General features: G+C 62.3%; 19 protein-coding genes and 3 riboswitches. Of the genes, 11 read left to right on the top strand and 8 right to left on the bottom strand.

All coding sequences use genetic code 11. The features are described 5' to 3' along the window. A complete protein-coding gene (locus ACN9MZ_RS16010) occupies nt 1-714 on the bottom strand; it encodes an N-acyl amino acid synthase FeeM domain-containing protein (protein ID WP_426337975.1) in 714 nt (237 codons plus the stop codon). 172 nt (nt 715-886) lie between these two features. On the opposite strand from ACN9MZ_RS16010, the gene ACN9MZ_RS16005 reads away from it, so the two are divergent. From ACN9MZ_RS16005 to ACN9MZ_RS15990, 4 genes are all read left to right on the top strand, one after another. Continuing rightward, nucleotides 887-1,825, top strand: a complete 939-nt coding sequence (locus tag ACN9MZ_RS16005) for an EDSAP-1 family PEP-CTERM protein (RefSeq protein WP_426337974.1) — start codon at nt 887-889, stop codon at nt 1,823-1,825. A 102-nt stretch (nt 1,826-1,927) separates the two neighbouring features. Continuing rightward, on the top strand, nt 1,928-3,451 hold the full coding sequence (locus ACN9MZ_RS16000) for an XrtA system polysaccharide chain length determinant (protein WP_426337973.1): 1,524 nt from the start codon (nt 1,928-1,930) through the stop codon (nt 3,449-3,451). Between the two features lie 11 nt (nt 3,452-3,462). Further along, entirely contained in the window at nt 3,463-4,227 is a 765-nt protein-coding gene (locus ACN9MZ_RS15995; RefSeq protein WP_426337972.1) for an XrtA-associated tyrosine autokinase, read from the top strand. Next, nucleotides 4,224-4,970: a class I SAM-dependent methyltransferase gene (locus tag ACN9MZ_RS15990; RefSeq protein WP_426337971.1), complete on the top strand. Its 747-nt coding sequence runs from the start codon at nt 4,224-4,226 to the stop codon at nt 4,968-4,970. Before ACN9MZ_RS15995 ends, ACN9MZ_RS15990 begins: the two co-directional genes overlap by 4 nt. Before the next feature lie 3 nt (nt 4,971-4,973). Here the strand turns inward: ACN9MZ_RS15990 and ACN9MZ_RS15985 are convergent, their stop codons facing one another. From ACN9MZ_RS15985 to ACN9MZ_RS15975, 3 genes are read right to left on the bottom strand one after another with little or no spacing between them, the layout of a single operon-like run. Further along, nucleotides 4,974-6,020 carry a glycosyltransferase family 4 protein gene (locus tag ACN9MZ_RS15985; protein WP_426337970.1) on the bottom strand — a complete coding sequence of 349 codons (1,047 nt, stop codon included), beginning with the start codon at nt 6,018-6,020 and terminating at the stop codon, nt 4,974-4,976. Between the two features lie 12 nt (nt 6,021-6,032). Continuing rightward, complete coding sequence (locus tag ACN9MZ_RS15980) at nt 6,033-7,460, bottom strand: oligosaccharide flippase family protein (protein ID WP_426337969.1); 1,428 nt, start codon at nt 7,458-7,460, stop codon at nt 6,033-6,035. A gap of 1 nt (nt 7,461) precedes the next feature. After that, nucleotides 7,462-9,543, bottom strand: coding sequence for a glycosyltransferase (locus tag ACN9MZ_RS15975; RefSeq protein ID WP_426337968.1), 2,082 nt, complete (start codon nt 9,541-9,543; stop codon nt 7,462-7,464). Nucleotides 9,544-9,641: 98 nt separating this feature from the next. Here ACN9MZ_RS15975 and ACN9MZ_RS15970 point away from each other — a divergent pair, with 98 nt between their 5' ends. Continuing rightward, nucleotides 9,642-10,346, top strand: coding sequence for a hypothetical protein (locus ACN9MZ_RS15970; protein ID WP_426337967.1), 705 nt, complete (start codon nt 9,642-9,644; stop codon nt 10,344-10,346). Beyond that, nucleotides 10,331-10,951 carry an ABC transporter permease gene (locus ACN9MZ_RS15965; protein WP_426337966.1) on the top strand — a complete coding sequence of 207 codons (621 nt, stop codon included), beginning with the start codon at nt 10,331-10,333 and terminating at the stop codon, nt 10,949-10,951. The genes ACN9MZ_RS15970 and ACN9MZ_RS15965 overlap by 16 nt, the downstream gene beginning before the upstream one ends. On the opposite strand, the gene prsR is transcribed toward ACN9MZ_RS15965, so the two are convergent. After that, nucleotides 10,925-12,271, bottom strand: a complete 1,347-nt coding sequence (prsR, locus tag ACN9MZ_RS15960) for a PEP-CTERM-box response regulator transcription factor (RefSeq protein WP_426337965.1) — start codon at nt 12,269-12,271, stop codon at nt 10,925-10,927. The genes ACN9MZ_RS15965 and prsR overlap by 27 nt on opposite strands. A gap of 101 nt (nt 12,272-12,372) precedes the next feature. On the opposite strand from prsR, the gene nadB reads away from it, so the two are divergent. Continuing rightward, nucleotides 12,373-13,980, top strand: coding sequence for an L-aspartate oxidase (gene nadB, locus ACN9MZ_RS15955; protein WP_426337964.1), 1,608 nt, complete (start codon nt 12,373-12,375; stop codon nt 13,978-13,980). Here nadB and ACN9MZ_RS15950 read toward each other — a convergent pair. Next, nucleotides 13,977-14,720: a substrate-binding periplasmic protein gene (locus ACN9MZ_RS15950; protein WP_426337963.1), complete on the bottom strand. Its 744-nt coding sequence runs from the start codon at nt 14,718-14,720 to the stop codon at nt 13,977-13,979. The genes nadB and ACN9MZ_RS15950 overlap by 4 nt on opposite strands. Before the next feature lie 39 nt (nt 14,721-14,759). Here ACN9MZ_RS15950 and ACN9MZ_RS15945 point away from each other — a divergent pair, with 39 nt between their 5' ends. Further along, nucleotides 14,760-15,302, top strand: coding sequence for a GNAT family N-acetyltransferase (locus ACN9MZ_RS15945; RefSeq protein ID WP_426337962.1), 543 nt, complete (start codon nt 14,760-14,762; stop codon nt 15,300-15,302). On the opposite strand, the gene ACN9MZ_RS15940 is transcribed toward ACN9MZ_RS15945, so the two are convergent. Next, nucleotides 15,299-17,389, bottom strand: a complete 2,091-nt coding sequence (locus ACN9MZ_RS15940; RefSeq protein WP_426337961.1) for a 3-hydroxyacyl-CoA dehydrogenase NAD-binding domain-containing protein — start codon at nt 17,387-17,389, stop codon at nt 15,299-15,301. The genes ACN9MZ_RS15945 and ACN9MZ_RS15940 overlap by 4 nt on opposite strands. Before the next feature lie 301 nt (nt 17,390-17,690). After that, nucleotides 17,691-17,777, top strand: a riboswitch (cyclic di-GMP riboswitch). A gap of 116 nt (nt 17,778-17,893) precedes the next feature. Here ACN9MZ_RS15940 and ACN9MZ_RS15935 point away from each other — a divergent pair. From ACN9MZ_RS15935 to ACN9MZ_RS15925, 3 genes are all read left to right on the top strand, one after another. Further along, nucleotides 17,894-19,648 (top strand): S8 family serine peptidase, encoded by a 1,755-nt coding sequence (locus ACN9MZ_RS15935; RefSeq protein WP_426337960.1) that lies wholly within the window; start codon nt 17,894-17,896, stop codon nt 19,646-19,648. Nucleotides 19,649-19,864: 216 nt separating this feature from the next. Beyond that, nucleotides 19,865-19,951, top strand: a riboswitch (cyclic di-GMP riboswitch). A gap of 116 nt (nt 19,952-20,067) precedes the next feature. Next, the gene (locus tag ACN9MZ_RS15930; RefSeq protein WP_426337959.1) at nt 20,068-21,822 is read left to right on the top strand and encodes a S8 family serine peptidase; all 1,755 of its coding nucleotides are present in this window, start codon (nt 20,068-20,070) and stop codon (nt 21,820-21,822) included. 269 nt (nt 21,823-22,091) lie between these two features. After that, a riboswitch (cyclic di-GMP riboswitch) is annotated at nt 22,092-22,181 on the top strand. A gap of 103 nt (nt 22,182-22,284) precedes the next feature. Further along, nucleotides 22,285-24,039, top strand: coding sequence for a S8 family serine peptidase (locus tag ACN9MZ_RS15925; protein WP_426337958.1), 1,755 nt, complete (start codon nt 22,285-22,287; stop codon nt 24,037-24,039). A 56-nt stretch (nt 24,040-24,095) separates the two neighbouring features. Here ACN9MZ_RS15925 and ACN9MZ_RS15920 read toward each other — a convergent pair whose 3' ends face one another. Continuing rightward, entirely contained in the window at nt 24,096-24,848 is a 753-nt protein-coding gene (locus ACN9MZ_RS15920) for a PEP-CTERM sorting domain-containing protein (protein ID WP_426337957.1), read from the bottom strand. Between the last annotated feature and the right edge of the window lie 45 nt (nt 24,849-24,893).

The raw sequence follows: 24,893 nt of genomic DNA, 5'->3' as shown, positions 1-24,893 counted from the left end.
TCAGTCCCTCCCCTCGCGCAGGCGCACCGTAATACCGGCCTCATCTTGCGGCGAGAAAAAGAAGGGGTAGAAGGAACGTTCGTTAGGCACCGATTCCATGCGCCCGCCATATAGCCGTATCTGCTCCGCCATGTGCGCCAGGTCCAGCCGCAGCAGCACCGCCGGCGCGCCGACCCGGCTGCAGTGCCGTTCCGGCGCCGCATCGCGGAATCCCAGCATGCGCTTGTAGAACCTGACATGGCGCGGGTTGACTTCGATCACATAATCCGTGCAGCCGTGCAGGTTGTGCGCGTACACGTAGGAAATGTGGATCAGCGCCGCAAACACGCGCATATTGACATTGCGGTCGATGGCCAGCCGCGCCGGTTCGCACAGGCGTCGTCCCTGCGCCCGCAGGGGCGACAGGATGTCGCCAAAATTTTCATCTGCAGGAAGGCCAATCACGGGATCATCCAGGCAAAGGGACATGGTGCCAACCGTATCACCGTGGCTGTCGGCCGCCAGCGTGATGCGGTTGGGTTCGTGGGGCGCGTTGGGCTCTACTTCATAGCCGCGCCAGCCATACATTTTTTGCAGCAGCACACTCGCCGCTTCGCGTTTGCCGGCCGAATTAGCCAGTCGGATATGGAAAAGCTGCTGGTCGATCGCGTGCAATGGCTGCTCGTCTCCAGCGCTTTCGTCCATCAACAGGGAAACAATGGTGTCGTCGTCCACGGTGCGCCCTCCTATCGGAATAGGGCTTGGATGCTCGGGTTGGCACAAGGTTCCACGCGCGTCGGATTTCTTTTCACGGCCAACAGCCAGCGGGGCGCCGACACATGGCACGGATGCTGCTCATACGACCATGCCGGCGAACCCGCCGCAATCCAATCGGGAGATCCACGCTATGACTACCTTGCGCAAGTCCTTACTGGCAACTGCCGCCTTGTTGGCGGCCAGCCTTGCCAGCGTACCGGTCCAGGCCTCCACCTTTGCCTCGGCCATCCTCGACATCAACAACTTCCGACTGCTCCACTCCAACGGCACCGCCTACAGCACGACCGACTTCACGATCTTGCAGGGCACTAACGATGCCCATGCAACTGCTTCGCTCAACAACGACTTCGCGAACGGGACCTCGTCGATCCCGATCCTGCTTGGTGTCCCGAACGTGCCTCACCAATGCAAGGGTGCGCCCTGCGCGGGACTCGGAGAAAACAACTTCACTGCGCTGCCCAGCCCGCCGCCAGTGCCGGGTACCTTCGGTTATGCCGACCAGGACTTGACCGGCGCCTCGATCACCATCGGCGCGGCGCCCGCCGGGGCACACGCCCGCACGCGGGCCGATGCCTCGACCGCCCTGAACGCCATCGCATCGGGCAATTCCGACGTCGGCACCTCGACCACCTTCCAGTTCACGCTGGGAGCAGCCGACACCATGACAGTGTCGTTCGACGCAACTGCCTTCACCCAGGCTTATGTGTCGCCCGGTTCGGGACCGGATGCCAATGCCAATGCACGCCTGTCGTGGTCCATCAACATCATCGACCTGACGACCCAGGGCACCATCTTCGACTTTGCGCCTCCAGACCTGAATGCACTTAGCGTACGCAGCCGCACGGATGGCAGTCCTGGCATCCTTACCTACACCTTCGCTACCCTGCCCGGGGTGCCGCTCACCAAGGTGTCGCCTTTGCTGACAGCCGGCACCAGTTACCAGATCACGATCCAGCACAATACTCTGGCCAACGCCCTGCAGCAGGAGTTGCCGGAGCCCGATTCGCTGGCCGTGCTCGCTGCGGGCATGCTGGCAATGTCGGTTGCGCTGCGCCGCCGCAAATCCTGATCACTTCTTGACAGGCCTCAACGTTCGGGCGGCTTCGCCAGCCAGGCTGGAATCCCGCCCATATAATCCAGAGGACCGAGGCGTATCACCAGGGAGCGCAGCATGGAGCATCTCTTCAGCCAATTGCTGTCCAGCCTGAAAGGCATCTGGAAGCACCGCTGGGCGGGATTCAGCATCGCCTGGCTGATTGTGCTGATAGGCTGGGCCAAGGTCTACACCCTGCCCAACGAGTACCAGAGCACGGCCCGCGTGTTCGTCGATACCCAAAGCATCCTGAAGCCGCTGATGGTGGGCATGACCAGCATGCCCAACGTCGAGCAGCAAGTCGCCATCATGAGCCGGACTTTGTTAAGCCGGCCGAATATCGATCGGGTTTTGCGTATGGTGGACCTTGACGTGCGCTCGGTGTCGGCACGCGACCACGATGCAATGGTCGACGATATGCTGAAGCGGATTCACATCAACGGCACCGGCACCTACGATATCTACACCATCGGCTACACCCACTCCGACCCGCGCCAGGTACGCGACGTGGTGCAGGCCCTGCTGTCGATCTTCGTGGAAGGCAGTTTCAAGGGAAAGAAAGGCGATTCCGAGAAGGCAGTCCAGTTCATCGACGAACAGATCAAGAATTACGAAGACCGCCTGCTCACGGCGGACAACACTGTCAAGGAATTCCGCCTCAAACACAACTACCTGCTGCCGCGCGAAGGGCAGGATTATGGCGGCAAGCTGCTGACCGCGAACGAAGCATTGGCCAGCGCCCGGCTGGAGCTGGCCGAGGCCGAACAAGCGCGCAAGGCCATTGAAGCCCAATTTGGCGGCGACGAGCCGCTGCTTGCGGGTGTCGGCCCGCCTGGCGAGGTATCCGAGCTCGACTCGCGCATAAGTGCCTTGAACAAGAGCCTCGATGCCCTGCGCATGCAATACACCGACCTGCATCCCGATGTAGTGGCAGCCCTGCGCCTGATCGCCCAGCTTGAAGAGAAACGGCGCGAAGAGCGCCAGAAGCAGGCGGACCCTGGCGACACAGCGCGCCAGTACAGCCCCTTGTTCCAGCAAATGAAGGTGGCATTGGCCGAATCGGAAGCACGGGTGGCCGCGTTACGCGCGCGTGTCGAGGCCATGCAACAGCGCCAGGCGCAGCTCCAGGAGCAGCGCAATGCCGTGCCCGAACTCGAATCCCAGCTCGGCCAATTGACGCGCGACTACCAGGTGAACAAGGAAAATTACGAGAAGCTCGTTGCGCGCCGCGAGGCAGCCAAGCTGTCGGGGGAATTGACAACCACCACAGAAATGATGAGTTTCAAGATCATCGATCCGCCAACCATGCCCCAGCGCCCCATCGGCCCCAACCGCGCCCTGTATTACAGCGCAGTGCTGGTCGCCGGCCTCATCGGTGGTGCAGCGGCATCGCTGGGGCTGTCCGAACTGCGCCCTACCTTCCTGAGCCCGGCCGATTTGCGCGCGGCGACCGGCTTGCGGGTGCTCGGTACCATTGGCATGAACTGGACCGATGAAGAGAAGCGCCGGCACGCCCGCGACCGCCTGGGTTTCAGCGCCGGCACCGCCTGCCTGTTGCTCGGCTATGGCGGCGTGATGGTGTTCACCCTGTTCTACCAATAGATGGAGGCCCCATGCAATTACCGCCCACGCTGCTGGAACTTGCACCGCCGACCGAGCTCGGTTATGCCGACATCAACCTGGTGCGGATGCGGCAGCGCGGAATGGTGACGCATGAGAGCGGCCGCACTTCCGTCGCGGAGGACTTTCGGATCGTCAAGCGCCACCTGCTCAATGACGCGCGCTCCGGCGGCGCCAGCGCCATCCCGCACGGCAACCTGATCGTCGTCACCAGCGCCCTGCCGGGAGAAGGAAAGACCTATTGCGCGGTCAACCTGGCAATGAGCATTTCCATGGAAAAGGATACCCGCGCGCTGCTGGTGGACGCCGACGTGGCGCGCCCGTCGGTATTGAAAGTGCTGGGTTTGCAGGCTGAACGGGGCCTGATGAATGTTCTGCTCGATGGCAGCGTTGAATTATCCGACGTGATCATGCGCACCAATGTTCCGTCGCTGACCTTGCTGCCTTCCGGTCCCTCCAGCCGCCACGCGACAGAACTGCTTGCCAGCCATAATATGAGCCGCCTGCTGGAAGAACTCGCTAGTCGCTACCCGGATCGCATCATCGTTTTCGATTCGCCGCCCCTGCTGTTGACCACCGAGGCCAGTGTGCTCGTCTCCCAAATGGGACAGGTTGTCATGGTGGTGGAGGCCGAGACCACGACCCAGTCCGCCGTGCAGGCAGCCCTGCAGCGCATCGAGCATTGCCGGCACGTGAGCCTGGTCTATAACAAGTCGCGCGCCTTCCCTGGCGCCGAATACTACGGGTACTACGAATGATAGACGCCGCTGCCATCGGGCTACTGCTCATGTGCGCCTATATCCTGCACAAGGTGCGGAATATGCACCTGCTGGTGCACGCAATGAAGGATGATTCGCGGCAGGAACATGCGTCGCTATTCAGGCAGCTCGAAGCCTTGCAGGGGCTCTACATCAGCCTGGGGCTGCAGCGTGCCTTGCCCCTGACGCGGGGTTGGGCCGCATCGCCGGATTTTCTCCAGGAACTGGCGGCCCATGCCCTCGATGAGAAGCCGCGATGCGTCGTCGAATGCAGCAGCGGGACTTCGACCCTCGTCTTGGCCCGATGCATGCAAATCAACGGCGCCGGCAAGGTGTACAGCCTCGAACACGATCCCGCCTATGCCCGGCGCACGCGGCGACAGTTGGAACTGCACGGCCTGGCGGACTGGGCAACTGTCATCGACGCGCCACTGCTGACGCAATCGTTCGGCGGCCGCCAGCAACCCTGGTACGACTGTAGCGGCCTGTCGACCGGGCAAGCGATCGAGATGGTCGTGATCGATGGCCCGCCGCAGGCGACAAGCGACGCCGCGCGCTATCCGGCGGGTCCCATCCTGTTCCCGCGCATGGCTCCGGGGGCCGCGATCTTCCTTGACGACGCAATGCGTCCCGGCGAGCGCACGGCCCTGGAACGCTGGGCAGCTGAATTTCCGGAGCTTGAAATCAGCTCGCTGCCTTGTGAAAAAGGCGCCGCCATGCTGCGCTACAAGCCTAAAGCTTGAAGATCAGGCGGCTTTGGCCGGTACCAATTCCCGATAGCAGGCAGCGACCTGGGTGGCGACTCGCTGCCACGTAAACTGCTCGACCATCGACTGGACGCTGGCGCGCTCCGGCGGCCGGGAAGCCAGTGCGATGATTGCTTCGCGCTGGCCGGCTTGATCATTCCAGGCGACCTTGCGCAGCATTGCGTCTGAACCATCCAGTTGCAGCGCGCTGTCTTGCGTCATGACCACCGGCGTTCCGGCAGCCAAAGCTTCGAGCACCGACAAGGGAAAGATCTCTCCCTGGCTGGGCAGCGCCACCACCGAGGCGGCTGCATAAGCACTGGCCAGGAGCGGGTCTTCATGATCGAGCGCCCCAAGCCAACGCGCCCAGGGTGATTTCAGCACCTTCTGCAGGTAGTCATGCTCTTCGCGCGCGACGGGACCAATCATTATCAAAGGCAGCTCGCTGCCCTCCAGCGCCTGCGTCAGGCCCAGCTGATTCTTGTACGACGAAACGGTGCCCACCGTGAGCACAAAGGGACCGACTATTCCGGTGCGGTGACGGAACAGCTCGCCTTTCGCCGTGAAGAACTGGCGGCTGATCCCATTGGGAAAGACGCGAATCTTGGAGCGCTCCGTCAGGAAGCCGCTGATGATTGCTTCCCGCTCCGCCTCGCCAAGCGCAATCACCAGGTCGGCTAGCTGCAGGGCGCGCTTTGTCTGTGCATAGCTTGTCTGGAGATTGTAGGAACAGATGCGCCCGGCCAGCCGGTCCGCCACCCGCGCGCGAAAGCCCGCATTGCCGTTCCAGGTGGGAGACACCAGCGGTGACAGCACGACAGGAAGGCCCAGTTCGACCGCTGATTCCACCACGCGGAAGTTGCCGTTGAAGGCAGAGAAAACGTGGATCAGGTCAAAGTCGGCCAGCTTCTGGCGCGCAGGGTCGACCAGTTCGGCCGACATCGAAGCATCAAGGTGATTCAGCGCCGCTATGGTCTCGCGCACCTGTACCTGCAGGCCCCCTTCGCGCTGGAACAACATGGGATACGACAGGATTCCGATTCGCATAGCGCCCTCCCCTCATTGTTGCCAGCCGGCGCGGCGCAGCAAGCCCGCCAACGGGTGCTGCTGGAGCCAGATTGCGAGCCCCCAGCCAAGCGCCCCGCTGCCGGCGCCCGCCAGCAAATGCAGTACACCCGGCGCTTCATTGCGGGCCATCGCCAGGACCAGCATGGCCGGTGCGATGGCCGCAAAGGTAGCCATGGCGCTCTTGCGCAGCGCCCGGAGCAGGTTTGCCGGCTGCAGGCCGTACAACTTCTGTAAGCACCGCAATACCAGCCAGCTGCGCAAAGCAAGGCTGAAGGCGATTGCTACCGCCAGCCATTTCAGGCCCGCCAGGCCCGCCGGAAGCAGCATCGACAAGCGCCCGAGTACAGCAATCGCGTCTATCCTCGCCTGCTCGCCGATATGGCCGGTGGCGAGCAACAGGTAGCGCCCCATATTGAACATGCTATACAGCGCGGCAGCACCGCACATGATCCGGATCAAAGGTACGCAGGCTTGCCACTGATGTCCGTACAGCAGCGCCACAATTGGGTCAGCGTAAAGGCCGGCGAACAGGAAGAAGGGCCAGGACAAGGCCGTCATGCAGGCGGCGGCCGACACGTAGGCCTGCAGGGGATCGCCTCCCTCGCGGGCATGCCGCGCGAATAGTGGAAAGATCACTGGCGACACAGCGCTGGTAACGGCCTGGTTGAAGAGGGATAGCACAGACTGCGCTTTGCCCAGCAGTGCGACCTGCTCCGCGCCAAGCAGCTTGCCGGCGATCAGGTCCGGCGCTACGACGCCGATCTCGTCGATAGCATTTCCGGCGACGGCGAGCCCGCCGGGCCGCACGAGCGCACGAATCCCCTGCAGTCCGGGGCGCCACGCCATGCCTGCAGGTTGCCGGGCGAGCGCGACGAGCAAGCCTGCGAAGGTCGCGGCAAAGCTTCCCCAGGCCAGCGCACACGGACCCAATCCGCCGGCAGCCAACGCGATGGTGGCCGCGAACTGGGTCGAGCAGTAACTAGCCGATACCATCAATAGCGCGCTTGCGTGCATTTCACGGCGCAGCATGGCGGTTATCTGCGACGAGAATGGGACCAGCACGAAATTCAGCGCCAGGATGCGCAGCACCTGTGCCAGATCCGGCTGCCGATAGAACGCTCCCAACGGCTCTGCCAGGCCAGCCAGCAGCACAGCCAGACTCCATCCCATCGCTACGGAAATGGACAGCAGAGCGCGCTGTTCCACGGTCGACAGTTCGCGCCGCGCGACCAGCAGCTGCCCGGTCCCCAGGTCGCGGAACACCTGCGCCAGCCCGGTCAGCACCGCAGCGATCGAATAGACTCCGATCTCGGACGGCGACAGTAGCCGGGCGAGGATGATGGAAGATGCCAGGGCCAGGGCGGCCTGCAGGTACTTCTCGGCAAAGCCAAAGGCAAAGTTGCGGGCGACTCCACGCATCTCACGCCAGCCCGTTGTAAAAAGCCTCCACCTGTGCGCTGACCACTGGCACTGCATAGCGCGCTTCCACCTCGGCCCTGCCCTGGCGGCCCATCTCGGTGCGGCGCACTGGGTCGTCAAGCAGGGCGGCGATCGTTGCGACCGCATTGTCAATGTCACCCGGAGTAAGCAGCAGCCCGCCTGCGCTGCCTTCGAGGATATCTTCGCTGCCGGGGACCCGCGTGGCCAGCGCCGGCACGCCGCATGCCATCGCCTCGATCGTCGCAATGCCGAAACCTTCGCGCCGGCTGACCAGCAGGTGCAGGTCCATGGCCGGGATGATCGACTCGACCTGTGGCTGGAAGCCGGTGAAGATGACGCGCCGTGTCAGGCGCTGGCGGCGCACCATGTCCCGCAATGACGATTCCAGCGGGCCGGTCCCCACCAACAGGAGTTTTAGACGGGGCCGCACCCTGGCCAAATGAGCGAAGACCGCAAGCAGATCCTCCGGGCGCTTTTGCGCTGACAGGCGGCCTACGCTGCCAATCACTTCGTCATTGTCAGCGATGCCCCATTGGCGACGCGCAGCCGACCTCCGCCGGGACGATGCCTGGAAGCGACGCAGGTCCACACAGTTCGGAATGACCGCCAACCGCACGCCGGCCGGCAACCATTCCCGGTACAGGGCCAGGAAGTGCTTCATCGCGGAGTCCGAAACTGCATATACACCCCTCACGCCCGCCATTGCCCGCTGCAGCAGGTTGCGCTGCCACTCATTGAATTCGGTGTGAGGAAACGCATTGTGCACGCTGATAACGGCCGGTACGCCGCAATGCTGCGCCAGCCACAAAGCGCTGGCGCCGTAAGTCGTCCAGCAGAACGCCACGTGCACCAGGTCGGGGCGCAACTTGCGCAATGCCTGCGCGCTGAAAGCCATGGCCCGCAAGCGGTTCAGGCGCCGCCACGCCCACTCCTCCAGCATGGGCGGCACGTTCAAGTCAGCGATTTCGACGCATTCATCCAGCGCAGACTGGCGCCAGCGTTCATCGCCGGCAAAGCGCGGTGGCGCCAATACGCAGTCGTAGCCAACGCCTTTCAGGAAGCGGGCCTCGTCGAGCATGCGCAGCTCCATGCCACCCAGTTCACCGGAAAAGCTGGTGAGCACTATGCGCCGGCTCGCCGGACGCCTGGTGGCAGCCGCCGCTTCGGCGATATAGCCGCCAAGGTAGGCCAGTTCCCAGCGCCGCTGGAATATGCGCTCCGGCTGGCGCAACAGCATGGCTGCGCCCAGACCGCACAGTTCTTCCACGTATTTGCGCAGCATCCAGCGCGGTGCGCCGAACAGTTCCGGGAACTGGCCGGGGCGGGTCAAACGGCAAGCACCGCGGCCATAACGGCGGGCGCGCGCCATCACCCAGTCCGGTGTCAGCTGCACCGGGCGTATGTGGTGGGCAACGCGGGCCGCCGGACAGAACCAGGACTGGAAGCCGGCGCCTTCCAGCAGCCGGGTGAAACTGACTTCGCCGCCCATTGCGTATTCGCCCGCGGCCGGCCCGATCGATTCGTCAAAGCGGTAGCCGTGACGGAATACTTCGCCGCGCACCGCCATGTTGGCGCCCCAGACCAGTCCGGGGTAGACAGGTCCTTCCGGCAGCATCGGGTCCGTCAGGCCATACGTCAGGCCGCAAGGGACCAGCCGCAGCAGCCATTCCGGCGGCGCCACGCTCCAGTCGGGAACGATGCTGCCGCCGAAAATGGCAAAGCCCTGGCGCTCGGTTGCCGCATCGGCGTAGCGTACAAGCCAGTCGCGGTCGGGAGTGGCGTCGTCGTCGGTGAAAACAAACAACCGTGTCTCTGGCCCCTTCATTGCCAAGGCCAGGCCGTGGTTCAGGGCAGCGTTCTTGCCGCGCCGCGGTTCGTAGGCATAGTGCAGCGGCAGCCGGCTGGTGTAGGACATCAGCAGCTCACGCGTGCCATCGTCGCTGCCGTTGTCCACTACCAGCAGGCGCCAGCCTTCCTCAGGGCTATGCAACTGCGTGTAGGCGTCGAGCACCTGCGGCAAAGTGCGCACGCCATTGAACGTAGCCATCAGCACAGTAAGCATGATGATTCCTCCCTGGAGGTCCCAGTCTATGCAAGGCGCCGGCGAGACCGCTTGCGTTAGCTCAAAGAGCCCGCGCGAAGCTTTGCTGTAATGACTTTATGTTCACGCGCTTACTGCACACTGTTTCGGAACTCGGCGCCGGCAATGCGGCCTGGTATGCCGCCGCGCGCGCCTTGCAATTGTTCGGTCTGCATATGTGGCGCTACCATTTTGTCGCGCAGCGCGTGGCATCGGGCCCCATGCGCACTGCACCCGTCAGGCTGCTGATGTCTCCCATCGCGAGCCTGGCCGACCTGCCGGCGGAGTATCCCAGGCCGCGTGAAGTCGTGGCGGCGCGATTCCGCCAGGGCGGCTGCAGCATCGCGGCCTGGAAAGGATGCGAACTTGCCGCAATCCTGTGGTACCAGTTCGGCGCTTACGAAGAAGACGAAGTCCGCGCCCGTTATTGCCTGCCATCGCCGCATTCATGCTGGGACTATGATGTTTTCGTGCAGCCGCACATGCGCCTTGGCACGGCATTTTGCCGGATCTGGGATGAAGCACACCGCTGCATGCATGCACGCGGGATCCAGTGGACATGCAGCCGGATTTCCGCTTTCAATCCGGGGTCGCTGCGGGCCCATCATCGCATCGGCGCGGTCCGCCTTGGCAGCGCGACGTTCATTGCGCTGGGGCGCTGGCAGCTGATGCTCGCCAACCGCCCGCCTTACGTCCACTTGTCCGCCAGCCCCAGGTCGCGGCCGCAGCTCGTCTTCGACACGCGCCCGCTCGAACACGGAGAACCGCAATGCCCGCCTACCTGATCCTGCTCGCCGCCCTCACGGCCGACTGCCCGCCCTACAGCAAGGGCGCAACCGGCGGCGATTACTACGACGCCGAGGATGCCAAAGGCCTGGCCGTGGTGGAGGCATTCCATTTCCGCCCCCAGGTGGAAACGCTGCAGCACGGGATGTCGGGCACTTTGGGCGGTGATATTGGCTACACGCTGGAACACTTTCCCAACCATCCCCGCGCCTTGTCGGCAATGGCGCGCCTTGCATTGCGCACAAAGCAGACGCAAGCGCCGGGCGCACACCACACCGTGGAGTGCTACTTCCAGCGCGCCATCGCATTCGCGCCCAAAGATGGCGCAACACGCGCCTTGTTCGGCGCCTATCTGCTGTCACTGCGGCGCGATGCCGATGCGATAGAACATTTGCAGGCGGCGCTGCAGGCACAGCCAGGCAATGCCGCCGCCTGGTACAACCTGGGTCTGGCCCGGGTAAGGCAGAAAGACTGGCCGGCAGCACTCGATGCTGCACACAAGGCATATGGCCTTGGATTCCCTCTCCCCGGCCTGCGGCAGCAATTGAAGGCTGCGCGCGAATGGCGCGAAGCGGATTCACTTGATCCCGTGGTGGCTCATTAAGTCGTACAGCGTGGGCCGGCTCACGCCCAGCAATTCAGAGGCGCGCGCAATATTGCCGCCGGTCCTGGCCAGGGCCTTGACCATCACCCGGTATTCGGCAGCATCGCGCGCATCGCGCAGGTCGATGTTTTCGGCCTGCGGGGCGCCGGGCGGGAGGCCCAGGTCCTCCAGCGTGATATGCGGGCCCTCGCTCATGATGGCGGCACGCTTGATGCAATTCTCCATCTCGCGCACGTTGCCTGGCCAGCCATAGGCTTCAATAGCGGCCAGCGCATCGGGATGGAATGGCAGCGGCGCGCGTCCTTCTGCTTGCAGGAACCGATGGCGGAAGTGTTGCGCCAGCAGGACTGCATCGCCGATCCGTTCTCGCAGCGGCGGCACCACCAGCACGATTTCACTCAGCCGGTAGAACAAGTCTTCCCTGAAACGTCCCTCATCCACCATCGCCTTCAGGTTGCGATGCGTGGCACAGACGATGCGTACGTCGACCGCGATCTCGCTGCGGCCGCCCAGGCGTTCGATCACGCGCTCCTGCAGGAAGCGCAGCATCTTCGCCTGCAGCGGCAACGCCATGTCGCCAATTTCGTCAAGGAAGAAGGTACCGCCGGCCGCCAGTTCGATCTTGCCTAGCGTCTGCCGCTCGGCACCGGTGAAGGCGCCCTTCTCATAGCCAAACAGTTCGCTCTCCAGCAGATGCTCCGGAATTGCCGCGCAATTGATTGCCACCATGCGCCGGTCGTGCCGCGCGCTCAGCTGGTGCAGGCCGCGCGCCAGCACTTCCTTGCCGCAACCAGACGCCCCCATCAGCATCACGGTAGCGGAGCTTGGCGCGACTTTTTCTATGCTCCGACATACGCGCAACATGCCGGGGTCGCGCGTGACCAGGCCGGCCAGCGGCGAATCAGCCTCGGTCTGCAGCATGCGCCGGTTCTCCTGCTGCACGGTATGCAGGAAGAAGGCGCGTTCCGCCATCAGGCGCAGCATCTCGCCATCCAACGGCTTCTGGTGGAAATCGTAGGCGCCAAGCGCCATCGCTTTCAGCACGTTTTCGCGGTCCTGGTTGCCGGACAGGACAATCACCTTGGTATCGGCAGCAATTGCCAGCATCTGCTGCAGCAAGAGCAAGCCTTCGCTTGCACAATCGGGTTCCGGCGGGAGGCCGAGGTCCATGGTCACCACCGCCGGCTGGTGCCGGCGCAACTGGCCAAGGGCGGCGTCGCGGTTCCCCGCAAACACCACCTCGTACGCGTCCAGGGCCCAGCGCAACTGCTTTTGCAGGCCAAGGTCGTCCTCCACCACGAGCAGCTTTTTCTTGGTCATGAGCCCATGATGCAGCATGCCGCCTGTGGGGCTTTTGAGGCAGCGCAACGGCAAATAGTTTATATTGTTGCTTATTACGCGAAAAAACAGCCCGAAACACCATGAAATTCGATGTCGTGATCGTCGGCAGCGGCCTGGCCGGCCTCTCTGTTGCACTCCACTTGGCGGAAAGCCGCAAAGTAGCCATCATCTCCAAACGCGCCCTGCTCGATGGCGCCAGCAACTGGGCCCAGGGCGGTATCGCCGCGGTGCTCGATTCCGGCGACAGCCACGAGCAGCATATTGCCGATACCCTGGTGGCCGGCGGCGGCTTATGCGACGAAGGCGCCACCCGTTTCATCGTCGAACACGGACGCGAAGCCATCGAGTGGCTGATTGGCCTCGGTGTTCCCTTCACCCGCGACGACAGTGCGGAACTGGGCTTCCACCTGACGCGCGAAGGCGGCCATAGCCAGCGCCGCATCATCCATGCGGCTGACGCAACCGGCCACGCGGTGCAGGTGACGCTGGAAGAAAAAGTACGGGCGCATCCGAACATCAGCCTGTTCGAGCAGCACTGCGCGATCGACCTGATCACCACGGACAAGCTGGGCCCGCGCCCCGCCAATTCGCAGCCTCGCTGCCACGGCCTGTATGTCCAGGATGTGACAACCGGCCAGGTTCACACTGTGACGGCCGAACACACGGTGATGGCGACCGGCGGCGCCGGCAAGGTCTATCTGTACACCACCAATCCCGATACCGCCAGCGGCGACGGCATTGCCATGGCCTGGCGCGCAGGTTGCCGCGTGTCGAACATGGAGTTCATCCAGTTCCACCCGACCTGCCTGTACCATCCTTACGCCAAGTCTTTCCTGATCACGGAAGCGATCCGCGGCGAAGGCGGCCTGCTCAAGCTGCCGCCGGAAGCCGGCGCCGCCGCCGGGCAGCGCTTCATGCTGGCGCACGATGAACGGGCCGAACTGGCACCGCGCGACGTGGTTGCGCGAGCGATCGACTTCGAGATCAAGAAGCGCGGCCTGGACTACGTGCACCTCGACATCAGCCACAAGCCTGCCGACTTCCTGATCGAGCACTTCCCGACCATTTATGCACGATGCCTGGAACTTGGCATCGACATCACCAAGGAACCGATCCCTATCGTGCCGGCGGCGCACTACACCTGCGGCGGCGTGGTGACCGACCTGTTTGGCCGCACTGACTTGCCTGGCCTGTACGCCGTAGGCGAAACCGCCTGCACCGGCCTGCATGGCGCCAACCGCCTGGCCAGCAATTCCCTGCTCGAATGCGTTGTGATCGGACGCGCCTGCGCCCAGGACATCCTGGCCCAGGACAAGGAGAGCATGCCCTACCTGCCGGATTGGGATGAAAGCCGCGTCACCGACGCGGACGAGGAAGTGGTCATCGCCCACAACTGGGATGAATTGCGCCGCTTCATGTGGAACTATGTGGGCATCGTTCGCACCACCAAGCGCCTTGAGCGCGCCCAGCACCGCATCGCCCTGCTGAAGGAGGAAATTGACGAGTACTACCGCCATTTCCGCATCACCAGCGACCTGCTGGAGCTGCGCAACCTGGTGGAAGTTGCCTCTCTGATCGTCAACAGCGCACTGCAGCGGCGCGAGAGCCGCGGCCTGCATTTCAGTCGCGACTACCCGGCGACGCTGCCCAAGGCCTTGCCGACCGTGCTCACGCCGGAGCGCCGCTAAGGGACGCTCACCTCGTGCCGCAAGCCGAGTCGCTTCAACTCCCCGCTATCGACCAGGCGCTGGAATTCCACATCGAATTCCTTGCGCAGTGCGTCGGCGGCGGGGCGCTTGGGAAATGCGAAGTACCCATCCTGCACCTCGATCACCTTTGGCAGCATGGCCAACTGGCCCGAAAGCCCTAGCCGACCCAGCACCGGTTCGGTATTACGACGGTTACTGGCAAACATTTGCGCGTGCTGCGCCGCCAGCATTTTCAGCCCGCTATCGACGCTGTTCACGACATCTAGCCGCAGTTGCGGTCTTGCCTTGTCGAAGGCCGCCCCATAGGACCAGCCGTTAACGATGGCGATACGCAGTTCGGACAGGGAGGCGTAGTCGCCGCTCCAATCCTGCAGCGCCCCTTTGCGGACGTAGAACACCATCTGGTCCTGGTAGAACGGCAGTTTTGAGAACGACATGAGCTGTTGGCGCTCGAAAGTCTTGTAGGGGCCAACCAGGATATCGGCTTTGCCTTGCGCGACCAGGGCCTGGGCGCGTGCCCACGGATAGAGTTCGAAAATGGCCCGATGTCCCAGGCGCTCGGCGATAAGGCGCACAATTTCGGGGCCCAGGCCGACAATCTCGCCCTCCTGGCCACGTTCATAGACGCGTTCGAAATGGGTACCGATCACCAGCAGGTCGCGGGCCGCCGCCGGCAGGCAGCAGAGCAAGGCGAAGATAGCAGCAGCGAATTTGCGCATGATTTCTCCTTCGGAGCCACCCTATGATAGCATTTCCGAATGACAAATCCAGCCACACTGCGCGCCGCTACAAAGGCTGATATCCCAGCCATGGAGGCCTTGATCCGGCGCTCCGGCATCGAGCTCAGCAAGGGGTTTTATACGGATGAACAGGCGGCAGCCGTAACGCGCCACATATTCGGCGTCGATACGCAACTGGTGGAAGACGGCACTTATTTCGTCATCGAGCGCGATGGCGAACTGCGAGCCTGCGGCGGTTGGAGCAAGCGCGCCACGCTGTTCGGCGGCGACCGCCACAAATCCGGACCGGACCCCTTGCTGGACCCAGCCACCCAGCCAGCGCGCATTCGGGCCTTTTTCGTCGACCCTTCGGTGCCTCGCCAAGGCCTGGGCCGCATGCTCATGGAGCATTGCGAGCGCCAGGCCGCTGCCGCGGGCTTCCTGCTCATGGAACTTGCAGCCACCATGCCGGGCGTGCCGCTCTATGCTGCCTGCGGCTTCGAGACAGTGGAAGACTTTGCGCTGGCGCTTCCTGGCGACGTCGCGGTACCGTTGTCGCGCATGCGCAAGCGCATTGCTTAATTACTATTGAAGCCCTTGCCTTCCGCAGCCAGCCTGGCCAGCAGGGGCGCCGGTTTCCAGGCTTCGCCGTGGCGTCCCCGGGCGAATTGCTCGATGGTGCCCAGTACGTTGACCAGGCCAACCGTATCGGCGTAAAACATCGGGCCGCCGCGAGATAGCGGGAAGCCGTAGCCGGTCAGGTAGACCATGTCGATGTCGGAGGCGCGCAAGGCGATGCCTTCTTCCAGGATCAGGGCGCCCTCGTTCACCAGCGCATAGACCAGGCGCTCGACGATTTCCTGCTCGCCGACCTGGCGCCGTTCGACGCCGATATCCGCCGAATGCTTGATGATCATGTCGTTCACCAGCGCGCTGGGCGAAGCTTTGCGGTCGCCTTCCTTGTAGTCGTACCAGCCGCCGCCGGTCTTCTGGCCGAAACGGCCCAATTCGCACAGCAGGTCAGCCGTCTTGGAATACACAACTTCCGGTTTTTCGATGTAGCGGCGCTTGCGGATGTGCCAGCCGATGTCGTTGCCGGCCAGGTCGCTCATGCGGAAGGGTCCCATCGGGAAGCCAAACTTCTCGATGGCCTTGTCCACCTGCTCAGGCAAGGCACCCTCCTCCAGCAGGAACCCGGCCTGGCGGAAATATTGTTCGATCATGCGATTGCCGATGAAACCGTCGCACACACCTGACACCACGCCGGTCTTCTTCAGCTTCTTCGACAGCGCCATGGTGGTCGCCAGGACGTCCTTGCCGGTTGCCTTGCCGCGCACGACTTCCAGCAGCTTCATTACGTTGGCCGGGCTGAAGAAGTGCGTCCCGATCACCTCTTGCGGACGGCTGGTAAAGGCTGCAATCTTGTCCAGGTCGAGCGTGGAGGTGTTGGAAGCCAGGATCGCGCCAGGCTTCATCACCTCGTCCAGTTTCCGGAATACGGTTTCCTTCACGCCCATGTCTTCGAACACTGCTTCGATAACCATGTCGGCGTCCGCAATGGCGCTGTAATCAAGAGTGCCGCCAATCAGCGCTACCCGCTGCTCGAATTTTTCCTGGGTCAGCTTGCCCTTTTTCAGGGTGTTCTCGTAGTTCTTGCGAATGGTGGCCAGGCCCTTGTCCAGCGCTTCCTGCCTGGTTTCCAGCAGGACGACCGGAATGCCGGCGTTGGCGAAGTTCATTGCGATACCGCCGCCCATGGTGCCGGCGCCAATCACAGCAGCCTTGCGGATCTCGCGCACCGGAGTATCGGGCGGCACATCAGGAATCTTGCTCGCGGCCCGCTCCGAAATGAACGCATGGCGCAACGCCTTGCATTCGGTGGTCTGCATCAGGTGCAGGAAGCGCTCGCGCTCGAATTTCAGGCCGGCTTCGAAGTCCATGGTCACCGACGCAGCCACGGTTTCGAGGCATTCCAGCGGCGCCGGGAACGGTCCGGCGACCGCCTTCACCGTATTGCGGCTGAATTGCAGGAAGGCTTCATGATTCGGGTAGTCCACTTTGCGGTCGCGTACTTTCGGCAGGGGGCGCACGTCGGCGATGCCTTCTGCGAAGGCACAGGCTTCCGCCAGCAGGTCGGCGCCGGCCGGCAGCAACTTGTCGAACAGTGCCGTGCCGGCGAGTTTTTCCGACAACACAGGCGTGCCGGACACAATCATGTTCAACGCCATCTCCAGGCCCAGCACGCGCGGCAGGCGCTGCGTACCGCCTGCGCCTGGCAGCAAGCCCAGTTTCACTTCTGGCAGTGCAATCTGGGCGCCCGGCAGCGCTACGCGGTAATGGCAGCCGAGCGCCAGTTCCAGCCCTCCGCCCATGGCGACCGAATGGATCGCGGCAACTACCGGCTTGCTGCAGCCTTCCACGGCCCGGATCAGGCTGTGCAAAGTCGGCTCGGTCAGTGCCTTGGGAGAATTGAACTCCTTGATGTCGGCGCCGCCAGAGAATGCTTTCCCGGCTCCAGTCAGCACCACAGCCTTAACCCTATCGTCTTCCTGCGCGCGGCGAATGCCTTCGATGGCAGCGGTGCGGGTTGCCAGGCCAAGGCCGTTGACCGGAGGATTATTCAGCGAAATGACGGCGATGGAGCCTTGCACTACATAATCTGCGCTCATGGTTGTCTCTTCTTTCTTGCTGTGTTGAGGGAGCCGAGCGGCTACTATACCTCACAAAACGAACGATCGTGCCGCAATCGGCATCCTTTAATTCTTCTATTATATTTTGATTTCCCAGAGTTAATCAAAATTTCAAACTCGAAATATTGCAAGTACTTGATTTAGCTCAGCAATATAGCGATGGATAAAATCGCGACAACTCAGTTTTCATAATGCTCAGACATATTTGCCACACCCCCAAAAAGTTTTAAAACTTCGCTTGCCACACGGCAATTGCTCGACTAAGATTCCGTACAGCAAGATCTGATAAGGGCAAACCACGGGAAACTGTGGGACGCAAAGTCATCGGTCTACAGGGCTTCGGCCCCATGACGGCAGGACTGCCAGACAAAAGTATCCCAGCCATGGGTGCATGCCCGTGCGTTTTGTGATGCAGTCTTCTACCGGCTTCTAGACCGGCGGGCAGTCCTCGTTTTTTTATTTTTGAAAACAGGGACTCGCACCATGAAAACCATCAGCACCCTCTCCGCCGCAATCGCCACCGCCATCGCCACCCTGGCCGCGCCAGCCTTCGCCGCGCAAGCGGAAGACTACGCCCAAGGCCGCATCATCGTGGAACCGCGCGCCGGCCTGGCCGTGGCAGAAATGACCAAGATCCTGAAAGCCAATGGCGCCGGCAAGGCGCAGAAGCTGGGCCAGAGCAACATCCACGTGATCGAAGTGGCGCACGGCTCGGAAAAAGCCATCACTGCCAAGCTGAAGAACAATCCTCACTTCAAGTTCGCCGAACTGGACCAGCGCGTGGCAGTGTCCGCCACCGCCAACGACCCTTACCTGGGCAGCGAATGGCACATCAGCAAAATCGGCGCCAACACCGCCTGGGACAACACCCAGGGCAGCGGCGTGACCATCGCCATCCTGGACTCGGGCATGGATGCTGCCCACCCTGACCTGGCTGCCAACGCCGTCGCCGGCTACAACGCCTACGACAACAACACCAACACCGCCGACGTCTGCGGTCACGGCACCAAGGCTGCCGGCTCCGCCGCTGCCACCATCAACAACACCGCCGGCGTGGCCGGTGTCGCAGGCCAAGCCAAGATCATGCCAGTGCGTATCGCCTACAACAGCTCGGGCACCTGCTACGCCTACTTCTCGACCATGGCCAGCGGCGTGACCTGGGCTGCCGACCACGGCGCCCGCGTGGTCAACATCAGCTACGCCAACGTGCCGACCAGCTCGGCCGTGCAAAGTGCTGCCAACTATCTCAAGGGCAAAGGCGGCCTGCTGTTCGTCTCGGCCGGCAACTACAACCGCGATGAAGGCTTCACCCCGACCGATACCATGATCCCGGTCTCGGCCACCGATTCCTACGACAACCGCGCCAGCTTCTCCAGCTACGGCGCCTTCGTCGCCCTGGCTGCGCCGGGCGCCGGCATCTACACCACCGTGCAGGGCGGCACCTACGGCGCCGTCAACGGCACCTCCTTCGCCAGCCCGGTGGCCGCAGGCGTGGCCGCCCTGGTGATGGCAGCCAACCCATCCCTGACGGCCGACCAGGTGAAGAACATCCTGTTCACCACCGCCGTCGACCTGGGCACTGCCGGCCGCGACATCTACTTTGGCTACGGCCGTGTCAACGCTTCCGCCGCCGTGGCCGCCGCCAAGGCCGCACCCGCTCCGGATACCACTGCACCGACGGTGGCCATCGCCAACCCGCTGGCCGGCAGCACCGTCTCCGGCCTGGTCTCGGTCGGCGTCAACGCCGCCGACAACGTGGGCGTAGCCCGCGTCGACCTGAAAGTGAACGGTACCGTGGTCGCTTCCGACATCGCCGGCCCTTATGCCTTCAGCTGGGATTCCAGCAGCGTGGCCAACGGGATGAACAACCTGGTCGCCATTGCTTACGATGCCGCAGGTAACGTCGCCACCTCGAGCACCGTCTCGGTGAATGTCTCCAATGCTGCGCCGGCCTTGGTGGCTGACACCACCGCCCCGGTGCTCGCCATCACCAACCCGACTTCGGGCGCCGTGTCCGGCACCGTCAACGTGACCCTGAATGCTTCGGACAACAGCGGCGCCGCCGGCATCAACATGAGCCTGTACATCGACGGTCAGCTGAAAGCTTCCGGCGCCGGCTCCTCGCTGTCCTACAGCTGGAACACCCGCAAGATCGCCAACGGCAGCCATACCGTGCAAGCCGTGGCCAAGGATGCCGCCGGCAATACCACTACCACCAGTGTGCAAGTGACCCGCTAATTAATATGAACCCCTGTTTCAGCCCGGCTTCGGCCGGGCTTTTTTATTTATTTTCATTATTGAGACTTCGAAAGTAATAGTGACCGTAGGAAATAATCTAAGTCTTTGAATTAACAAAGCTTTCTTTTAATTCAGACTTATTTGCGACATTCAGAAAAAGTTTTAAAATTCTGCTTGCCACACGGCAATTGCTTGACTAAGATTCCGTACAGCAAGATCTGATAAGGGCAAACCACGGGAAACTGTGGGACGCAAAGTCATCGGTCTACAGGGCTTCGGCCCCATGACGGCAGGACTGCCAGACAAAAGTATCCCAGCCATGGGTGCATGCCCGTGCGTTTTGTGATGCAGTCTTCTACCGGCTTCTAGACCGGCGGGCAGTCCTCGTTTTTTTATTTTTGAAAACAGGGACTCGCACCATGAAAACCATCAGCACCCTCTCCGCCGCAATCGCCACCGCCATCGCCACCCTGGCCGCGCCAGCCTTCGCCGCGCAAGCGGAAGACTACGCCCAAGGCCGCATCATCGTGGAACCGCGCGCCGGCCTGGCCGTGGCAGAAATGACCAAGATCCTGAAAGCCAATGGCGCCGGCAAGGCGCAGAAGCTGGGCCAGAGCAACATCCACGTGATCGAAGTGGCGCACGGCTCGGAAAAAGCCATCACTGCCAAGCTGAAGAACAATCCTCACTTCAAGTTCGCCGAACTGGACCAGCGCGTGGCAGTGTCCGCCACCGCCAACGACCCTTACCTGGGCAGCGAATGGCACATCAGCAAAATCGGCGCCAACACCGCCTGGGACAACACCCAGGGCAGCGGCGTGACCATCGCCATCCTGGACTCGGGCATGGATGCTGCCCACCCTGACCTGGCTGCCAACGCCGTCGCCGGCTACAACGCCTACGACAACAACACCAACACCGCCGACGTCTGCGGTCACGGCACCAAGGCTGCCGGCTCCGCCGCTGCCACCATCAACAACACCGCCGGCGTGGCCGGTGTCGCAGGCCAAGCCAAGATCATGCCAGTGCGTATCGCCTACAACAGCTCGGGCACCTGCTACGCCTACTTCTCGACCATGGCCAGCGGCGTGACCTGGGCTGCCGACCACGGCGCCCGCGTGGTCAACATCAGCTACGCCAACGTGCCGACCAGCTCGGCCGTGCAAAGTGCTGCCAACTACCTGAAAGGCAAAGGCGGCCTGCTGTTCGTCTCGGCCGGCAACTACAACCGCGATGAAGGCTTCACCCCGACCGATACCATGATCCCGGTCTCGGCCACCGATTCCTACGACAACCGCGCCAGCTTCTCCAGCTACGGCGCCTTCGTCGCCCTGGCTGCGCCGGGCGCCGGCATCTACACCACCGTGCAGGGCGGCACCTACGGCGCCGTCAACGGCACCTCCTTCGCCAGCCCGGTGGCCGCAGGCGTGGCCGCCCTGGTGATGGCAGCCAACCCATCCCTGACGGCCGACCAGGTGAAGAACATCCTGTTCACCACCGCCGTCGACCTGGGCACTGCCGGCCGCGACATCTACTTTGGCTACGGCCGTGTCAACGCTTCCGCCGCCGTGGCCGCCGCCAAGGCCGCGCCTGCTCCAGATACCACCGCACCGACGGTCTCGATCGCCAACCCGCTGGCCGGCAGCACCGTCTCCGGCCTGGTCTCGGTCGGCGTCAACGCCGCCGACAACGTGGGCGTAGCCCGCGTCGACCTGAAAGTCAACGGCACCGTAGTCGCCTCCGACACCGCCGCCCCATACGCTTTCAGCTGGAACTCGGCCGGCGTCGCCAACGGCATGAACAACCTGGTGGCCATCGCATACGACGCCGCCGGCAACGTTGCCAGCTCCAGCACCGTCTCGGTAAACGTGGCCAACGCTGCCCCATCCATCGTCGCCGACACCAGCGCGCCAGTGCTGGTCATCGCCAACCCGACTTCGGGCATGGTTTCGGGCACGGTCAACGTGACCCTGAATGCTTCGGACAACAGCGGCGCTGCCGGCATCAACATGAGCCTGTACATCGATGGCCAGTTGAAGGCATCGGGCGCAGGTTCCACCCTGTCCTACAGCTGGAACACCCGCAAGATTGCCAACGGCAGCCATACCGTGCAAGCCGTGGCCAAGGACGCTGCCGGCAATACCACCACCACCAGCGTGCAAGTGACCCGTTAGTTAATACGAACCCCTGTTTAAGCCCGGCTGGTGCCGGGCTTTTTTTATTATTTCAAGGAAATAAGAGTTAATGCGTTACCAAATGAAATTGAGTTAATATCCATTTCTTCGCGACATTAGTTAACTCTTTGATTTGACTGAATAATATTAATCGCTACAATCTTGCAAGCCAGCTTTGCATAAATGCTCAGATTGATTTGTATCTGGATGTAATTTTCGAGAAAAATCATTTGCCACGCGGCAAATCGTCAATTACTATCGATCTTGAAGTCTGATAAAGGCAAACCGTTGCGAAAGCACGGGACGCAAAGTCATCGGTCTAAGGACGCTCCGGCGTCCATGACGGCAGGACTGCCAGATACACAGGTGACCCTGATGTCCCCGGTGTGCTCTTCAACCACTCATTCCCGGGTGGCCGGCAGTCCTTTTTTTCTGAAACCTTGAAAACAGGACTAGCTTTAAATGAAGAACCGCACCTGCATCGCCCTGATCCTCGCTGCTGCAACCCCACTGGCCTTTTCCGCCCCAAACCACGGCGAACCCGAATTTGCCAAAGGCCGTATCCTGGTCGAGCCACAAGCCGGCCTGACCCTCGATGAATTCGCCAACGACCTCAAAGCTCACGGCGCAGGCAAAGCCTACAAGCTCGGCCAGAGCAATATCCATGTGATTGAAGTGCCGCATGGCTCCGAGAAAGCATTGGCAAACAAGCTGAAGCACAATCCCCACTTCCGGTTCGCCGAACTGGACGAACGCGTGGAAGTCAGTGCCACGACCAATGACCCGTACTTGGGTAGCGAATGGCATATCAGCAAAATCGGCGCCAACACAGCCTGGGATAAAACCCAAGGCACTGGCATTACCATCGCGATTCTCGATTCCGGCATCGATGCGAGCCATCCGGACTTTTCCGGTCGTCTTGTCCCAGGCTATAACACCTACGACAACAACACCAACACCGCCGACGTCTGCGGCCACGGTACCAAGGCTGCCGGCTCCGCCGCTGCCGCTTCGAACAATGCGATTGGCGTGGCCGGCGTCGCCGGCCAGGCCAGGATCATGCCGGTAAGAGTAGCCTACAACAATTCCGGCACCTGCTACGCCTACTTCTCGACCATGGCCAGCGGCGTGACCTGGGCCGCCGACCACGGCGCCCGCGTGGTCAACATCAGCTACGCCAACGTGCCGACCAGCTCGGCCGTGCAAAGCGCCGCCAACTACCTGAAAGGCAAAGGCGGCCTGCTGTTCGTCTCGGCCGGCAACTACAACCGCGATGAAGGCTTCACCCCGACCGATACCATGATCCCGGTCTCGGCCACCGATTCCTACGACAACCGCGCCAGCTTCTCCAGCTACGGCGCCTTCGTCGCCCTGGCTGCGCCGGGCGCCGGCATCTACACCACCGTGCAGGGCGGCACCTACGGCGCCGTCAACGGCACCTCCTTCGCCAGCCCGGTGGCCGCAGGCGTGGCCGCCCTGGTCATGGCAGCCAACCCGTCCCTGACGGCCGACCAGGTGAAGAACATCCTGTTCACCACCGCCGTCGACCTGGGCACTGCCGGCCGCGACATCTACTTTGGCTACGGCCGTGTCAACGCTTCGGCCGCCGTCGCGAAAGCTGGCGGGACCACCACCACGGTCGACACCACCGCACCGACGGTTGCTATTGCCGCCCCTCTGGGCAGCAGCACGGTGTCGGGCACCGTCACGGTCAACGTCAATGCTGCTGACAACGTCGGCGTGGCACGCGTCGCCTTGAAGGTCAATAGCACCGTCGTGGCAACCGACTCGAGCAGCCCGTTCAGCTTCGCATGGGATTCCAAAGGGGTGCCCAACGGCATGGCGACGCTGACCGCGATCGCTTATGATGCTGCTGGCAATGCCACTTCGTCCTCGCCAATCAGCGTAAACGTCTCGAACAGCACCACCACCGTTGCGCCGACCACCGATACCGTAGCTCCCGCAGTTGCCATCACCAACCCGACCAATGGCGGTACCGTGCACGGCAATGTCAACGTTACCGTGAATGCATCGGACAACAGCGGCGCGGCTGGCATCTCGATGTCGCTTTACGTCGACGGCGCGCTCGTGGCGTCGGGCAGCGGCTCGAGCATGGCCTACAGCTGGAAGCCCAGCAACGGCAGCCACACTTTGAAGGCAGTTGCGCGTGACCGCGCCGGCAACACTGCCGCCAGCAGCGTGAGCGTACGCAAGTAAATCAGCTCTTCAATGAAAAACGGCAGCCTAGGCTGCCGTTTTTCTTAGGCTCGCGATCAGCGGATACTGCGTCGGCGGCTGAGTGCCATACCCAGCAGGCCGATACCGACGATGGCCAATGTAGCAGGCTCTGGAATTTCCTGTTCACCGCCTCCGCATTCCGGACGGGTATCGCCTGGAGGGCATTCAGGTGGGGTGCAGTTCTCTTCACCGTCCACACAGCCACCGGATTTGGCGGAAGATGCATAGCCTTGGACATGCACCGCAGCAAACAAGCCGTCAGTTCCGCAGGTTCGGCCCGGCATGCATGAGAGGAGCATGAAATCATTCACGCTCAGCGTCTCGGCCGCATCGACAGTGAGGCGCCAGATGGATTCGTTCCCCTGCGCCAGCTCGCCCGGGTTCGCATTCACAAAATGGAATACCCCATCGTAGCTTCCTGAGCCGGTGCCGTTTTGGCAGTCCGAGCAGATGCTGGTAGTGGCATTGACCCCGCTTAACAAGGAGAATGTGCCAGTCTGGGCCAAGGCATCGCCGTTGAACCACCAGTCGTTCACATAGATGCCAGGCGACAGCACGCCAGTTGCAACGCTCAGGCTGATGTCCACATAATTCGTGCCATAGTCGGTAAATTTCAGTTGCGCCCAGGAGTCGGTTGCAGTCGCCCCATCCTGCAGAGGTGGTGCATCCCCGGTGTAGACGTTAGCGTTATTAAAGTTGAGCGTCCATTCGCCCGCATGAGACAAAGGAGCAACCCCCATCAGCAGTGCTGCTCCCAAGACCCCCAGCGCAGATTTGATACTTTTCATCTTACACCCCCTTTTATGATGGTACGAACTCATATACGCATATTG

Origin of the sequence: Pseudoduganella sp. S-14 (assembly GCF_049913285.1) — a bacterium.
Lineage (GTDB): Bacteria > Pseudomonadota > Gammaproteobacteria > Burkholderiales > Burkholderiaceae_D > Rugamonas.
This window is presented reverse-complemented; position numbering and strand designations above follow the sequence as displayed.

What these genes read in the sequence shown, in the direction of transcription:
- ACN9MZ_RS15920 (WP_426337957.1), bottom strand. Translation starts at nt 24,848, where the DNA reads ATGAAAAGTATCAAATCTGCGCTGGGGGTCTTGGGAGCAGCACTGCTG.
- ACN9MZ_RS15925 (WP_426337958.1), top strand. Translation starts at nt 22,285, where the DNA reads ATGAAGAACCGCACCTGCATCGCCCTGATCCTCGCTGCTGCAACCCCA.
- nadB (WP_426337964.1), top strand. Translation starts at nt 12,373, where the DNA reads ATGAAATTCGATGTCGTGATCGTCGGCAGCGGCCTGGCCGGCCTCTCT.
- ACN9MZ_RS15940 (WP_426337961.1), bottom strand. Translation starts at nt 17,389, where the DNA reads ATGAGCGCAGATTATGTAGTGCAAGGCTCCATCGCCGTCATTTCGCTG.
- ACN9MZ_RS15930 (WP_426337959.1), top strand. Translation starts at nt 20,068, where the DNA reads ATGAAAACCATCAGCACCCTCTCCGCCGCAATCGCCACCGCCATCGCC.
- ACN9MZ_RS16005 (WP_426337974.1), top strand. Translation starts at nt 887, where the DNA reads ATGACTACCTTGCGCAAGTCCTTACTGGCAACTGCCGCCTTGTTGGCG.
- ACN9MZ_RS15995 (WP_426337972.1), top strand. Translation starts at nt 3,463, where the DNA reads ATGCAATTACCGCCCACGCTGCTGGAACTTGCACCGCCGACCGAGCTC.
- ACN9MZ_RS15970 (WP_426337967.1), top strand. Translation starts at nt 9,642, where the DNA reads ATGTTCACGCGCTTACTGCACACTGTTTCGGAACTCGGCGCCGGCAAT.
- prsR (WP_426337965.1), bottom strand. Translation starts at nt 12,271, where the DNA reads ATGACCAAGAAAAAGCTGCTCGTGGTGGAGGACGACCTTGGCCTGCAA.
- ACN9MZ_RS15985 (WP_426337970.1), bottom strand. Translation starts at nt 6,020, where the DNA reads ATGCGAATCGGAATCCTGTCGTATCCCATGTTGTTCCAGCGCGAAGGG.
- ACN9MZ_RS15945 (WP_426337962.1), top strand. Translation starts at nt 14,760, where the DNA reads ATGACAAATCCAGCCACACTGCGCGCCGCTACAAAGGCTGATATCCCA.
- ACN9MZ_RS15950 (WP_426337963.1), bottom strand. Translation starts at nt 14,720, where the DNA reads ATGCGCAAATTCGCTGCTGCTATCTTCGCCTTGCTCTGCTGCCTGCCG.
- ACN9MZ_RS15965 (WP_426337966.1), top strand. Translation starts at nt 10,331, where the DNA reads ATGCCCGCCTACCTGATCCTGCTCGCCGCCCTCACGGCCGACTGCCCG.
- ACN9MZ_RS15980 (WP_426337969.1), bottom strand. Translation starts at nt 7,460, where the DNA reads ATGCGTGGAGTCGCCCGCAACTTTGCCTTTGGCTTTGCCGAGAAGTAC.
- ACN9MZ_RS15975 (WP_426337968.1), bottom strand. Translation starts at nt 9,543, where the DNA reads ATGCTTACTGTGCTGATGGCTACGTTCAATGGCGTGCGCACTTTGCCG.
- ACN9MZ_RS16000 (WP_426337973.1), top strand. Translation starts at nt 1,928, where the DNA reads ATGGAGCATCTCTTCAGCCAATTGCTGTCCAGCCTGAAAGGCATCTGG.
- ACN9MZ_RS15990 (WP_426337971.1), top strand. Translation starts at nt 4,224, where the DNA reads ATGATAGACGCCGCTGCCATCGGGCTACTGCTCATGTGCGCCTATATC.
- ACN9MZ_RS15935 (WP_426337960.1), top strand. Translation starts at nt 17,894, where the DNA reads ATGAAAACCATCAGCACCCTCTCCGCCGCAATCGCCACCGCCATCGCC.